General features: G+C 55.6%; 9 protein-coding genes. 3 read left to right on the forward strand and 6 right to left on the reverse strand.

From position 1 onward, the window contains the following. Positions 1-307: 307 nt before the first annotated feature. Complete coding sequence (locus K2F33_RS05375) at positions 308-2,467, reverse strand: catalase (protein ID WP_263881188.1); 2,160 nt, start codon at positions 2,465-2,467, stop codon at positions 308-310. Between the two features lie 207 nt (positions 2,468-2,674). Here K2F33_RS05375 and K2F33_RS05380 point away from each other — a divergent pair, with 207 nt between their 5' ends. Together K2F33_RS05380 and K2F33_RS05385 are read left to right on the forward strand one after the other, a co-directional pair. Then, a complete protein-coding gene (locus K2F33_RS05380) occupies positions 2,675-2,986 on the forward strand; it encodes an ArsR/SmtB family transcription factor (RefSeq protein WP_076172062.1) in 312 nt (103 codons plus the stop codon). Positions 2,987-3,111: 125 nt separating this feature from the next. Continuing rightward, on the forward strand, positions 3,112-4,236 hold the full coding sequence (locus tag K2F33_RS05385) for an NADH:flavin oxidoreductase (protein WP_089549613.1): 1,125 nt from the start codon (positions 3,112-3,114) through the stop codon (positions 4,234-4,236). Between the two features lie 155 nt (positions 4,237-4,391). Here the strand turns inward: K2F33_RS05385 and K2F33_RS05390 are convergent, their stop codons facing one another. From K2F33_RS05390 to thrC, 5 genes are all read right to left on the reverse strand, one after another. Further along, positions 4,392-7,514: an MMPL family transporter gene (locus K2F33_RS05390; RefSeq protein WP_263881189.1), complete on the reverse strand. Its 3,123-nt coding sequence runs from the start codon at positions 7,512-7,514 to the stop codon at positions 4,392-4,394. A 77-nt stretch (positions 7,515-7,591) separates the two neighbouring features. Next, positions 7,592-8,209: a TetR/AcrR family transcriptional regulator gene (locus K2F33_RS05395; protein WP_089549611.1), complete on the reverse strand. Its 618-nt coding sequence runs from the start codon at positions 8,207-8,209 to the stop codon at positions 7,592-7,594. Between the two features lie 259 nt (positions 8,210-8,468). Beyond that, positions 8,469-9,482, reverse strand: a complete 1,014-nt coding sequence (bioB, locus tag K2F33_RS05400; protein WP_263881190.1) for a biotin synthase BioB — start codon at positions 9,480-9,482, stop codon at positions 8,469-8,471. A gap of 425 nt (positions 9,483-9,907) precedes the next feature. Continuing rightward, entirely contained in the window at positions 9,908-11,419 is a 1,512-nt protein-coding gene (locus K2F33_RS05405) for an FAD-dependent oxidoreductase (protein WP_263881191.1), read from the reverse strand. Positions 11,420-11,640: 221 nt separating this feature from the next. After that, positions 11,641-12,873: a threonine synthase gene (thrC, locus tag K2F33_RS05410; protein WP_263881192.1), complete on the reverse strand. Its 1,233-nt coding sequence runs from the start codon at positions 12,871-12,873 to the stop codon at positions 11,641-11,643. Between the two features lie 174 nt (positions 12,874-13,047). On the opposite strand from thrC, the gene K2F33_RS05415 reads away from it, so the two are divergent. Next, positions 13,048-13,929: a LysR family transcriptional regulator gene (locus K2F33_RS05415; RefSeq protein WP_263881193.1), complete on the forward strand. Its 882-nt coding sequence runs from the start codon at positions 13,048-13,050 to the stop codon at positions 13,927-13,929. The last annotated feature ends 159 nt before the right edge of the window (positions 13,930-14,088 follow it).

The raw sequence follows: 14,088 nt of genomic DNA on the forward strand, positions 1-14,088 counted from the left end.
CTGACATTCTTCCTTATCCTACCATAAAGCACTCATCCCATCCAAACACGTCCAATGAGCCGGGTTTCTATGGGAAGAGAGGCAAAGAGAGAGATAAGGCCGGCGAGATAAGGCGGGAGCGGTAAAGCGGGAGCGGTAAAGCGGGAACGGCAAAGAGAGAGCGGCAAACGGGACGGAACGAACCGCAGCAAGAACGGCCAGATTCGGCGCCCCGGTATCGGAACAACGCTGAATGTTAAAAAATCCGGCCCCGCAACAAGCGGAGCCGGACCATCTTGCTTTATTTATTCTCAATCGATTTACACGTTCACTTCGCTGGAGAAATCATCTGCATTTCCCGGCCCCAATGACGGTGCATGGCGATGGCGTCGACCAGCTGCCGGGCAAAGACGCTGCCGTCTTCCGTCTCCTTGTGGATCACCAGTCCGGTATCCTCGCCCGGAGACGTCAGATGGCCGGAAGATGCCGAGGCATCAGCCAAATGAATGCCTGAGCCGGACAGCAATCCGGCCGCCAGCTCGGAGGCGCCTACCGTTTTGAAGTGGTTGTAGGCTTCCGTCACGAAATTGACCGCCTCTTTGATACCCTGCAGCTTGGCGATACTCTGCTCCCCGCCGGCCACATAGACGGCGTCAAACAGCACAGAGTCAGCCGTCAGGAAGGTATGCATGGCCTCCAGCTGGCTGCCGTCGGTTCCTGCGATCATCCCCAGATTCTCGCTGACGACTTCCGGCACGACACCTGCTTCAGCGAAGGCCGCGAGGACAGCCTTCATTTCGCCCGCGTCGAATCCGTCAGCGGCCAGCACCGCCACCTTACGGGTAGCCGGGGACATGGCAGTATGAAGCTGGCTCAGCGCCGGGGAAGCCTGGGTTTCGGCACCTCCTGCCACGGTCGCTCCGGAGGCTTCTTCTCCAGCCTTCGGCGGGTTGACACCAACGCCGAGGGCGATTTGCTCAGCCAGCATCAGATCAACGTTGCCGAACATATCGACGACCTGCTGCTGCACGCTTTTACTTTTCACCTTGCCTACTTCAAAGCGGAAAGCTTTAATAATATGCTGCTTCTCCACGTCGGACATGCTGTTCCAGAACAGCTTGGCCTGGGTATAGTGGTCCTTGAAGCTGTCGCTGCGCGCCCGGACCTTGCGCCCCTCCACTTTTTCCTGATAGTGGGTGTATCCGCCCTCCTGCTCCGAAACCGGACGGGGATCGTTGTTTCCAAGGGAGTTTTTATGATAGCTCGTTTGGCCCCGGTTGATCGTCATGCGGTGGTATCCGTCGCGCTGGTTGTTATGGATCTCCGCCACCGGCCGATTGATCGGAATCTCATGGAAGTTCGGTCCGCCCAGACGGATCAGCTGCGTATCGGTATAAGAGAACAAGCGTCCCTGCAGCAGCGGATCGTTGGAAAAATCGATCCCCGGCACGACGTTGCCCACGTGGAAGGCCGCCTGCTCCGTTTCAGCGAACACATTGTCCACATTGCGGTTCAGTGTCATTTTTCCGATGCGCTGAACGGGAATGAGCTCCTCCGGCCATATTTTGGTCGGGTCGAGAATATCAAAGTCGAAGTTGAACTCCTCATCCTCCCGGATCATTTGCACGCCAAACTCATATTCGGGGTAGTCGCCCATTTCAATCGCTTCCCACAGGTCGCGGCGGTGAAAGTCGGGATCCTTGCCGGCGATTTTCTGCGCTTCGTCCCAGACCAGGGAATGCACGCCCAGCAGCGGCTTCCAGTGGAATTTGACGAAATGCGCTTCGCCCTTGTCATTGACGAGCCGGAAGGTATGTACGCCGAACCCCTCCATCATCCGGTAGCTGCGCGGAATCGCCCGGTCCGACATCGTCCACATGACCATGTGGGCCGATTCCGTGTTATTGGCGACAAAATCCCAATGCGTATCATGGGCCGTCGACGCCTGCGGAATCTCGTTATGGGGCTCAGGCTTGAACGCATGTACCAAATCAGGAAATTTCAGCGCATCCTGAATGAAGAAAACCGGAATGTTGTTGCCCACGAGGTCGAAGTTGCCGTCCTCTGTATAGAACTTGGTGGCAAAGCCCCGGGCGTCCCGCACCGTATCAGCCGAACCCCGCGAACCAGCCACGGTTGAGAAACGCACGAACACCGGCGTTTTCATCGACGGGTCCTGCAGAAACTTCGCCTTCGTATACTGCGTCATCGGCTTGTACACCTGAAAATACCCGTGTACACCAAAGCCCCGGGCATGAACCACGCGCTCAGGAATACGCTCATGGTCAAAGTGGGTCATTTTCTCCCGAAAATGAAAATCCTCCATTAACGTCGGCCCGCGTTCGCCTGCTTTGAGCGAATGTTCGTCCTCAGAAACCCGAACGCCCTGGTTCGTAGTCATGGGTTTCCCCGCATCGCTGACGCGGAATTCCTCCAGCTGACTGTCCTTTACATCCTTCTGCGGCTGCTGTTCATTCTTACGGTCCATCAATGCATCCCCTCCTGGTCGGTTACGGACGGTGTCCGAGTATTTACACCCGTTATTACCCGAATGAAAATCCACCCAAACGGGAATGTTAACCTGGACATTTGCGGTACATTCGTTAAAAGCCGTTCTGCAGGGGCGTTTTCCGGATTTCAAACTTTTTTGCCAAACTATATTTACATTTCTATAAAAATAGATATAATAAGATCCATGGATACCTTATTAACCATTAAAGCACTATCAAACGAGACCCGGTTTAAAATTCTCGAATGGCTGAAGCATCCGGAGGAGCACTTTGATCCTCAGGAGCATATGCCGGCATCCTGTAATTTCAAAGGCGGCATTTGCGTCGGAAGCATTTCGCAGAAGACAGGGCTTGCACAGTCGGTTGTTTCAGGCTACCTGGTGAAATTGCAAAAGGCTGGTTTGCTGGAATCCCGCCGGGCCGGCCAGTGGACCTACTATAGACGGAATGAGGAGGGTATCAATCGTTTTATCGAACAACTCAAGAATGAGCTTTAGGCTAAAATGACATATGGTACACATCTGGACTTTTTGGCTTAAACGCTCTTTCTTTTCATCATATATATCTATTTTTATGTAAATGTATAAAGATATAAATCTCACATATTGGAGGAAACCGATACATGAACAGCAATACACAGCATACCCGTTCCACCGCAGCTCTATTCGAACCGTTTACCATTGGCAACTTGACGCTGCCCACCCGCATCGTCATGGCGCCCATGACCCGCGGATTCTCCCCGAACGGAGTACCGGGCCCGGACGTAGCAGCCTATTACCGCCGCCGTGCCGAGAACAACGTCGGCCTCATCATTACCGAAGGTACGGTAATCAATCACCCGGCGTCTACTGACAGCCCGAACATTCCGAGATTTTTCGGTGAAGACGCCCTGAACGGATGGGCCGAAGTGGTTAAGCAAGTTCATGAAGCCGGAGGCAAGATCATGCCGCAAATCTGGCATATCGGCATGACCCGTCCGGTCGGCGCTGAGCCGAATCCGGAAGCGATGCCGATTGGTCCTTCGGGCCTTGATCTGAACGGCAATCAGGTTTCCGAACCAATGACCGAAGAAGAAATCGCCTACGTGATCCAGGCTTATGCTGATGCGGCTGCCAATGCCAAACGAATCGGGTTTGACGGAGTGGAAATCCATGGCGCCCACGGTTATTTGATCGACCAGTTCCTGTGGGAACAAACGAACCGCCGCACGGACCGCTACGGCGGCGATATGATGAAGCGCGCACGCTTTGCGATTGAAGTCGTGGAAGCCGTCCGCCGTGCCGTAGGACCGGATTTCCCTGTCGTGCTGCGCCTCTCCCAATGGAAGACAAACCAATACGACGCAAGGCTCGCCCCAACTCCGGAAGACCTTGGGCAGCTGCTAGGCGCCTTGTCTGACGCGGGCGTCGACGTGTTCCACTGCTCGACCCGCCGTTTCTGGGAGCCGGAGTATGAAGGCTCCGACCTGAACTTCGCCGGCTGGGCCAAGAAGCTGACGGGCAAACCAGCCATTACTGTCGGTTCCGTCGGACTCGACGAAGCATTCACGAGCCTGTTTGCCGAAGGCAAAGGGGCAGGCAGCAAGGATATCGACGATCTCCTGGAGCGCCTGGAGAACGGTGAATTCGACCTGGTTGCCGTAGGCCGTGCATTGCTTGGAGACCCGGCTTGGGCCACCAAAGTGCGTGAAGGCCGCTTCGATGAGCTTGCTCCGTTCACGCCTGATGCGCTGAAAACACTGGCTTAATGCGGTCCCGCCCCACCCCCGGGACAACGTGCCGCGTGAAGCCTTGATATAAATAAAGACCGGAAGAGGGCTGCAGCCTCTTCCGGTCTTTTTGCTGTGTACAGAATATTGTTCTTGTTTGACCTGTGCACCATGCGTTCATACGTTTACGAGTATTAGGAATCCAGCGTGGAGTCCTTTCCGCTGACATGGGCCATCTGCTGCTTGCGGGACCGCCCGCGCGACAAGGTTTCCGGCAGCACGATCAAGGCCGGTACCAGCATCGGCAGCAGGATGAAGCAGAGCACGACGAGACCGACGATCACGGCCGCAGCCAGCTCGATCAAGAGCACGAGCCCCGAAGGCATCAGCGTTGCGAACGTTCCGCCGAGAATGACCATGGCGGAAATAATGACGCCGCCCACGCTTCGGGCTGCCTTGACAATCCCTTCTCCCGGAGACAGCTCCCCGTTTTCCTTGTAGCGCTCCATCAGGAAGATGCTGTAATCCACGCCGACCGCGACGATGACGATGAAGGAGAAGAACGGCACAAAGGACGATACCCCTTCCGCCCCAATGATATAGGTCGTCACAAACTTCGATGCACTCATCGCTACGTAGTAGGAAGCCACAAGCGACAATACGATAAAGACCGACGGCCAGAAGGAACGGATCACGAACAGCAGAACGACGAACACGCTGACGATGACGATAATCGCCGTGCTATTGAAGGATTTGATCTGGGCCTCATTCGTATCGTACGTCGTTGAGCTTGGTCCCGCAGCTCCGAACTTGGCGTCGCCCAGCACGGTTCCCTTCAGCGTGCCGGAAACCTCGCTGTTGATTTTCTCGATCGTGTCCATGGCCGCCGGGGAATACGGATCGTCGTTGAGGATGACAATCAGCTTCGTAATCTTGCGGTCCTTGGACATAAAGGCATCCACTGCCTGCTGGAAGTCCTTGTTCTCCAGTGCTTCCCGTGGAATAAAGAAGGTCTTCGAGCTGTTCAGCTGGGTCAGGAAGTCATTGGTCTTGCCGAGACCTTCAGAGATGTCGCCCAGTCCGTTGCCGCTCTGGTCGATGCCTTCCTTCAGCTGGGACATGCCGCCCGAGAGGCTGGATAGTCCGCTCAGCAGCTGTTGCTGCCCGCTTTGGACGCTGCCCAGCGCAGCATTCAGCTTCTTCATGTTTGCGGCGATTTCCTGACTGCCGCTGCTGCCTTGGCGCAATCCCTTGGCCAACTGGTCAGCCCCTTGCTCCAGTGCTGCCACGCCGGCAGCCATTTGCTTCTGCGCCGCGGCAATTTGGCCTAAGCCGCCGGAAGCCTGAGAGAAGGACGCGTTCAGCTTGGCATAATTCGCATTCAGTTCCTTGAGACCGCCGTCAAGCTGCGCCAAACCGGTAACGAGTCCTTCGCCGGTCTGCTTCAGCTGGATATAGTTTGGATCCTCGGCCAGCTCACTGTGGCTCTCACCCAGATTGCCGATCAGCGTATTCATGCCGGCAAGCCCCTGCTGAATTTGCGGAATCTGTCCGGATACCTGCTCATAACCGCCTGCGAGCGACGCATATCCTTTGGACAGCTCGGAGAGGCCTTGGTTGATTTTGGACGTATTGGTGCTGACGGTGTTCATACCGGCTTCGAGCTTCGCGATGCCCTTGCTGAGCTCCGATGCGCCGCTTGCTCCCTGCTGGATGCCGCCGGACACCTGCGAGATCGCGTCCGTAATTTGATCGTAGCCCTGCTTGACCTGTCCCGTACCCGACACCAGCTGATTGGCGCTGGAGAAGTCAGGCGTCGTCAGCTTATCTCCGATCTGGTCCAGGCCGTCCTTGATCTGGTCCACACCTTTTTTGGACGCCGAAATACCGTCCGTCACCGTTTCCGTCTGGCTGCTGATATAGAAGTCCTCCACAGGCTCCGACTGCGGCTGGGTCACGCTTGATACCGACTTGACCCCGTCGATGCCTTTTAACTTCTCGGTCAGCTTGTCGATAACCCCAAGCGTGTCGTTATTGTCCATCGTCTTGTCGTCTTCGATGACGACAGTCGTCGGCAGCGCCTGGCCGCGGCTGAAATGATCAGCGACGATGCTGAAGCCTTTGGTCGACGGATAGCCGTCCCCCAGCTCCTTCAGCTGGTCGAACGACAGCTTCTGACCGCTGGTCAGCAGCACCGGAATCATCAGAATAACGATGATGACCGTCACGATGACCGGATGCTTAACGGAAACTGCCGTCAGCTTCGCCCAGAAGGTGCTTTCCTTGTGGCCCGCCACCTTTTTCGACGGCCAGAACAGCTTCGGTCCGAGCGTCTTCATCAGGAACGGCGTCAGCGTCAAGATTTCAAGCACCAAGATCACCGTGCCGATCGCAACCACGTTGGCCGATTTATAGATGCCGAAGTCCGAGAAGCTGAGTCCTGCAAAGGCAATAAAGACGGTAAGAATGCTGTATACGATCGTTTTACCCGCCGTTCTGTAGGAAGCGACGATGGCTTCATCGACGGATTTGCCATGCGACAACTCCTCTTTAAAACGGTTGAACAGTAGAATGTTATAGTCCGTCCCGATGCCGAACAGGATGAGTACCAGCAGCATCTGGGTCACACTGGTGACCGGGAAGTTCATTTTATCGATGATCTGCGCCGCAATCCCCATCGAACAGAGGTAGGATATGCCTACGGCAAGGAGTGACACGAACGGGATCACGACGGAACGGAACATGACGATGAGCACGACGAGAATAAAAATAACGGTCAGCGCCGCGCTTTTCTCCACCCCTGCCGTGGACGCCTTGATGTAGTCGTTCTGGATAAAATCCTCGCCGCTCAGGTAGTATGTCGCTTTGACATCCTTCAGCGCCTGATTGAACTGATCCGTGATTTCTTCCATATCCCGCCCGTTCTTGTCCAGGCTGAAACTGACCATCACGGTCGTGCCGTCCTCCGAAATCAGCTGAGATTTGGCTTCAGGCATCGAGAATGGGTCTAAGACTTCGGTGATGCCAAGCTCAGACTGCTTCGCCTTCATGTTCATCACGCCGCTCTCGATGCTCTTCATATCCTCATCGGTCAGCTTGTTTTCTTCGTGGAACACCACGATGTCGCTGGTCCCGCTCTGGCCGGTCATTTTATTGAGCAGCGCCCCCGCAACCTTGGAAGGGCTGTCTTCGGCGAGGGGATCCTGGCCTCTCTGCTGGAGAATGGCATTCACGTCGGGCTGGAACACGGTCAGCAGGACCGTCGCCACCAGCCATAACACCAGAATCGCCCAGCGCCACTTGATGATTTGCCGCATGTTGTTGATATTCCTCCTTCAACTTCCTTAGTAAACAAGCGTTCATTTTTGAGCGAAAAAAAGGGAATCCCTTGGATTCATCCCTTTTTCTTATTCCAATGATCGGTGCCAAAGTAGTACAGATACACCAGCTGGTTCACCAGCCGTTTGACCGTTTCCCCGTCTTCGTGATCGCGTAGAATCAGACATACACCTTCCACCACGGTTCCGCCCAGCATCTGGGCCGTCTGTTTCTCTTCCAGCGTCAGCTCGCCGGTCTCATCCTTACCGAAGCGGATCATGCTCTCCAGAATCGATACGACCAAAGCGCATATACTTGCCTTCACGCCGGCATATTTGGAACCGGTGCTGCGGTTGAGCAAAATCATCAGCTCGGCGCTGGATTCCTCAAACAGATCGAGAATAATGCTCTCGACCATCTGCAGGCAGTCGCTTGCCTCGGTCCCTTTGGCGAAGTTCTGGTCCACTTCCTCCTTAATGACCAGGATGTTGGCGATGCATCGCTCATAGACCGGCCCGACCAGCGCTTCGAACAGCTCCTCTTTATTTTTAAAATAACGGTAGATATTCCCGGTGGTCATGCCGGCGGAGGCGGAAATGCGGCGCATGGAAGCATCGGCGTAGTCGTGCTGCTTGAATTCGGCCAGTGCGGCGTTCAAAATACTTTGGCGGACGTCATCTTTAAGAATTTGCATAAATAAACACCCGTTTACTGATAGATTAATGAGTTTATTATAGCGGCTGCATCGCCTGCTGGCAAATGTCGTTTTTCCGGCTTTTCATCCTATGCGGGAAATTGTCGAAACATACGTTCATTTTAGTCGGTTGCGGTCGGTCGACGTAAGTATCAAAATGCCCTCAGCTGGGCGGCATTTCTGCCTCGCCAAATACCACCTCGATCAGATAAATAGCAGCACCTGCCCGCAGCCCTCCCCTGCGGCTCCGCATCCTCAGCTAGACCGCCCGCTCCTCGATCTCAAAGCCGAGATCCTCGATCATCGCATGGTCCGCAAGCACGTCCTGCCCTTCGGTCGTCAAGTAGTCGCCCACGAATACCGAGTTGGCTGCGTAGAGTGCGAGCGGCTGCAGGGAACGGAGGTTCAGCTCGCGGCCGCCGGCCACGCGAATTTCCTTGGAAGGGCACACGAGGCGGAACAAAGCCAGCACCTTCAGCGCCTTCAGCGCGGGCGTACGTCCGGCCTGCTCCAAAGGCGTCCCCGGAATCGCGTTCAAAAAGTTAACCGGGATCGAATCGGCGTCCAGTTCCCGCAAGGCATAGGCCATGCCGACGATATCCTCGTCACTTTCGCCCATGCCGATAATGACCCCGGAGCAGGGGGACAAGCCGGAGGCTTTGGCCTTCTGCACCGTGTCCACCCGGTCGTCATAGGTGTGCGTTGTGGTAATGCGGCTGTAATTCGCTTGGCTCGTGTTGAGGTTGTGGTTATACCGATGCACCCCTGCCTCAGCCAGTTTCTCGGCCTGCCCGTCCTTTAGCAGCCCAAGGCATGCACAAATTTTAAGCGGCATCGTCTCCCGGATTTCCTGAACCGCCTCCACTACTTGATCCAGTTCCCTCGGCGTCGGGCCACGGCCGGAGGCCACGATGCAGTATGTACCCGCTTTACGCGCAAGAGCCTCCCGGGCTCCGGCAAGCACCGTCTCTTTATCCAGCAGGCTGTACTTCTCGATCGGCGCCGTAGATACGATGGATTGGGAGCAGTAGCCGCAGTCCTCGGGACACAGCCCGCTCTTGGCGTTTAAGATCATGTTGAGCTTCACCTTCAGGCCGTAGTAATGCTTTCTTACTGTAAAAGCAGCCTGCATCAGTCCCAGAATCTCATCGTTCGGTGCGTTTAAAACAGCCAGTCCTTCTTCCATGGTAAGCCGCTGCCCATTCAGCGCCTTGTCGGCCAATGCCTGCCAGTCCTGCCGTACCGGGCTTCTCAGAACCATGTCCTTCTGCATAGGTTATCATCCCTTCGAGCTGTTATATTTTCGGTATTCGTTTAGTCGTTACATCGGTCTATTTGCTACTCGTTAATTGTCAACCAAATCAGCGTTGTATTGGTTGACAATTAATTTACCGCTATTCTAGCAGATCCATCATCCGCTGTAAATGCGCGAAAAAGGCAATCCGCTGCCTCTGGTTTTGCATCTCCCCTGCAGGCGACTCTACCGCACCTACCAAAGGCAGCCGATAAACGCTGTTGTTCTTCAAGCGCACCGGTTCCCGAAGGGATGCCTTTCACGAACGACGCAAAAAGGCAGAGAGCCCCAAGCTCCCTGCCTTTTCTGACAAACTGATGATCCGAATTACCACAGATGGTAACGGTTGAATGGTAAAGAACGCCGGGGACGAGGGGCAGGGCCCGAATATCCTAACGTGTTCCTTATCCGTCTACTTTAATACGGTATTCCTTTTTCAAGTACTGATGAATCCGTTTGAAGTCTTCCTGGTTCAGGTCGTGCAGGCGCTTACCCTGCTTCAGCTCCCTGCCCAAAATAATGCCGATGGTCTGCGCCGCCAGAGCGGTGTTCGGCATGATACGCGCACTGCCATAGGCTTCGATGGACGCCCCGATATTTTTGCCGGTCACCAGGACGTTGTCATAGCCCTTCAGTTCAAAAGAGCGCAGCGGAATGCCATAGCGGTCCGGCTGACCGAGATGGATGCCCTTCGGCACCGTCCGGGTTCCCTGCAGATCCAGCGCATAACCGCCAATGCTGACGTTATCCCAGAACATCCGGCTGTTCATGACGTCCGAGAAGGTCAAAATATAATCCGTTTCGAACCGGTTATAGTCGCGGATATACAAATAATCCGGAAAGCCGTTCAGCTCGGCCCGGTCGAATCCCGGGATGTTCTTCCTCAAAAATTGCAGGATGAACGGAGCCTCTGCCTTTGCTTTATCCAGGGCGGACTGCACCGACTTCGGATCGGAAGGATTGACGTCGAAGATCAGAAGGGAGTTCATAATGGCTTCGCCGCCCTTCTGGTAAGAGGTGTTCATTCCCCTCAGCAGCAGCTGCGGATCGCGCGGCTTGTATTTGAGCGTTATGTTGCTGAACCCAGTGGCAAAATCCCAATCGACATACGTATTTCCGCCGTACTTATCCCGGACGTTGGTCAACGGGTAGTCGTCCAGCACGGCCTGGTGGAGCTTGCTCCAGTTCACATGCTTGAACTTCAGCATCATCGTGGCCGCCATGTAGTCGGGATGGCCGACCTTTGAAATGCGCTCCATCCCGGGAATCCGCTTCGCATTCAGCTTGCCGGTCAGGGCATTAAAGTCCGTATTTTCCACCCAATAGCCCGCCTCTACCGTAACGACGCTGCCTTGAGGATCCCGGTACGTCAAGGATTTCAGCAGCTTTTTGCTGCCGCCGGAAGCCGCAGCCGTGACGGACTTGACCGTGATTCCGCTTTGGACCGGAATTCCCTTGATCAGCCGGTTATAGTACCGGTTAAAATCGGCCGCCTTCCGGATCTTCCCGCTGTTGTAGCCGTCAAACAAGGTTTTGATCTCGCCCTGGACCAGGCTCCGCTTCTTGGCGTCATGCGGCTCGTCCAGAAAGATCATCTGACCCTGAATCAGCTCGCCGCCCGGCTTGCTCCGCGGATCGAGAATCAGAACGCTCAGCCCCTGCTTTTGCGCTTCCCGGGCCAGCAGCACGCCCTGTATTTCACTGCCGATGACGACGACGTCGTAATACTTGCTCTGTGTGTGCATGCCCTGCGCTTGCTTGCCCTGCGTTCCCGCTGTGCCCCCCGTCTTTACGGGAGCATCCACCTGAGCCGTCGCGGCCTCATGGAACAGGGAAGCCGGCGTCAATGAAATAACCAGCCCTATAAGCAGGAGTGGAACAAGGACGAAATATACGAATTTCCTCTTATTGATCATGAAAAAGCATGCGCCCCTTATCCCTTTGTAATCGTGTCTGGAAAACGTCTAATCATGCGGGTGTCACAGCGTCTTGGTTATCATTAACCCGTGACGGATATTAGAAGGCAACGTCAGAGCAGGCGAACCTTTCCATAAAAGATGCCCCAAAAACGCTCCCCGTATGTTTGCGGTCATTTCCTCAGTCACCCTCCGCCGGCTTTAGGAGACGCGGCTTAAGTTTACCGGAGCAGCGCCTCCCAGTCCGAACCCGACAAGTCAACCGGAATGTCCTGAAAGCTTCCCTTCAGCACGTCGGTATCCTTCAGAAGGTTTCCCGTCAAAATGCAGACCGCCGTCTCATCCTTGGCAATCGTCTTCTCGGCGACCAGCTTCTGCAATCCGGCGAGTGTCGCTGCCGATGCCGGCTCACATCCGATCCCGTTCCGGTCGATCTGCGCCTTGGCGGCGAGAATTTCCGCATCAGTGACGGAGCAGGTTACGCCGCTGCTCATCTCCAGCACGCTGCGCGCTTTTTTCCAGCTCGGCGGGTTGCCGATGTTCAGTGCCGAGGCCAGCGTATCCGGCCGGGGTTCCGGCGTCAGCACCGGGCTTCCCGAAGTCATCATGCGGTGGAAGGGACTGGCCCCCTCCGCCTGGATCAGCGCGATCCGCGGCACCGACGGGATGAACCCGAGGCTTTTCAAATCGGCCAGCCCTTTGCCAAGTGCAGATACGTTGCTGAGCGCGCCGCCGGGAATGATGATCCAGTCCGGCAGACTCCAGCCGAGCGTCTGGGCGATTTCATAAATAATGCTCTTCTGACCCTCGATCCGCAGCGGGTTCACCGAGTTGCAGACGTACAACCCCAACTCCTCGCCCCGCTTCTCCAGGAAGCGGATTCCGTCATCATACGTGCCGTCAAAACTGAGGACCCGGGCGCCGTAAGCCTGAGTCTGCAGCACCTTGTTGGCGGATACCTTCCGATTGGGGACGAATACATACGCCCGGCTCCTTCCCATCGCTGCATACATGGCGAGCGAAGAGGAGGTATTGCCCGTCGAGGTGCACGCAAATGCGGAGTACCCGAGAGAACGACCATGCGACACGGCCACGGTCATCCCGTTATCTTTGAATGAGCCGCTCGGATTCTCGCTCTGCGCTTTGAAGTACAGCCCGCGGATTCCCAGCGTTTCGCGAATCGGCTCCGGAGCGTACATTCCGGTATTGCCTTCATATTTAGTAACAATATATTCGTCCGGAAGTTCCGGAAAAATTAATTCTTTATACCGCCATACGCCGCTGGCATAGACCCCCGTCCGTTCGGACAGGCGCTCCTGAAACCGCCGCTTCAGAAACTCGGCATCGACCATCGCCAGATCCTGCTCCACTTCCAGCAGCCCGCCGCACCCGCATCGAACCTGAAACGGCTCCAGGGGACAACGGCTGCCGCAATCCACGCATTTCAGCCTCATTGACAAATTCCTCCTATTTTGACGTTGTGCTTCCTCAAATGGTTGCACCCGCCTGTAATTTAAGCTTAGAATATGCTCTGTTACGGTATAAATCTAATATATTGTTTTTCATAAAACATAAATTTCAATTATGAATTGATCTGAATCCCTATCCCTATGTAAAGGAGAACTCCCATGAACCTGCACGCGCTTCGCCTCTTTTACCAAGCCGCTTCCCTCGGAAGCGTAACTCTCGCAGCCGAGGCTCTGCATCTCAGCCAGCCCGCCGTGACGGCCCAAATCAAAAAGCTGGAACGCGAAATCGGCCTCCGCCTGCTGATCCCCCAGGGGCGGGGCGTCATGCTGACAGAGGCCGGCAGGCATCTGGCTGCCGAAGCCCGGCGGCTGTTCGAGCTGGAAGGCCATATCGAGGAGACCTTGGAGCAGCTGAAAGCGGGCAGCGCCGGCAAGCTTCACCTGGCGGCCACCTATCTTCCGGCCAACTTCCTGCTCCCCAAGTGGATTGCCCGCTACAAACGCGCTTATCCCGGCGTCGGCGTCGAGCTCAGCACCGCCAATTCCAGCCAGGCCGCCGATCTGCTGCTGCATTACCGCGCGGAGATCGCCTTTATCGGCGGCATCCGGCTGGACCATCCGCTTCTGCTGCGCACCCCTTGGTATGAGGACGAAATGTGCTTTATCGTTCATAATGGGCATCCTCTGGCCGGCGCCCGGGTCACCCTGGAAGAGATGCTGCAGGAGCCGTTCATCTACCGCGAGGAGGGCAGTTTCGGCAGAGAGCAGCTGATCGCTCTATGCTCCGCCCGCCATCTGCCCGCCCCGCCAGTCGGGCTGCAGATGAACGGTCTGAACGAAACCCTGCGGGTCGTGATGGAGGGTTACGGCGCGGCCTTTCTGTCGCTGCTGGAGACCCGCGAACATATCGCGGCAGGCATCATTTCCCGGGTGGAAATCGACGGCGTGCATATGACGAATCCGGTCTCCATCTACACCCGGAAGGAGGAGGCCTCTCCCCCTGCACAGCGGTTCATCGATATGATTTTGGCCAAGTCATAACTTGTCGAAAAGCGTAGTCTTTTTCAGTACAACTATAGGAGGACTTGTCGAAGAACGGCTGGTGGTGGCGGTAAAGGCTGGAGGTTAAAGTTAAAGTTAGAAGAGAAAAGATGAGATGAGATGGGATGAGTTGGGATGAGTTGGGATGAGTTGGGATGA

The organism is Paenibacillus sp. PSB04, assembly GCF_025809195.1.
Classification (GTDB): domain Bacteria; phylum Bacillota; class Bacilli; order Paenibacillales; family Paenibacillaceae; genus Paenibacillus_AQ; species Paenibacillus_AQ favisporus.

Coding starts and splice junctions, on each gene's coding strand:
- K2F33_RS05375 (WP_263881188.1), bottom strand. CDS start 2,467: ATGGACCGTAAGAATGAACAGCAGCCGCAGAAGGATGTAAAGGACAGT.
- K2F33_RS05380 (WP_076172062.1), top strand. CDS start 2,675: ATGGATACCTTATTAACCATTAAAGCACTATCAAACGAGACCCGGTTT.
- K2F33_RS05385 (WP_089549613.1), top strand. CDS start 3,112: ATGAACAGCAATACACAGCATACCCGTTCCACCGCAGCTCTATTCGAA.
- K2F33_RS05390 (WP_263881189.1), bottom strand. CDS start 7,514: ATGCGGCAAATCATCAAGTGGCGCTGGGCGATTCTGGTGTTATGGCTG.
- K2F33_RS05395 (WP_089549611.1), bottom strand. CDS start 8,209: ATGCAAATTCTTAAAGATGACGTCCGCCAAAGTATTTTGAACGCCGCA.
- bioB (WP_263881190.1), bottom strand. CDS start 9,482: ATGCAGAAGGACATGGTTCTGAGAAGCCCGGTACGGCAGGACTGGCAG.
- K2F33_RS05405 (WP_263881191.1), bottom strand. CDS start 11,419: ATGATCAATAAGAGGAAATTCGTATATTTCGTCCTTGTTCCACTCCTG.
- thrC (WP_263881192.1), bottom strand. CDS start 12,873: ATGAGGCTGAAATGCGTGGATTGCGGCAGCCGTTGTCCCCTGGAGCCG.
- K2F33_RS05415 (WP_263881193.1), top strand. CDS start 13,048: ATGAACCTGCACGCGCTTCGCCTCTTTTACCAAGCCGCTTCCCTCGGA.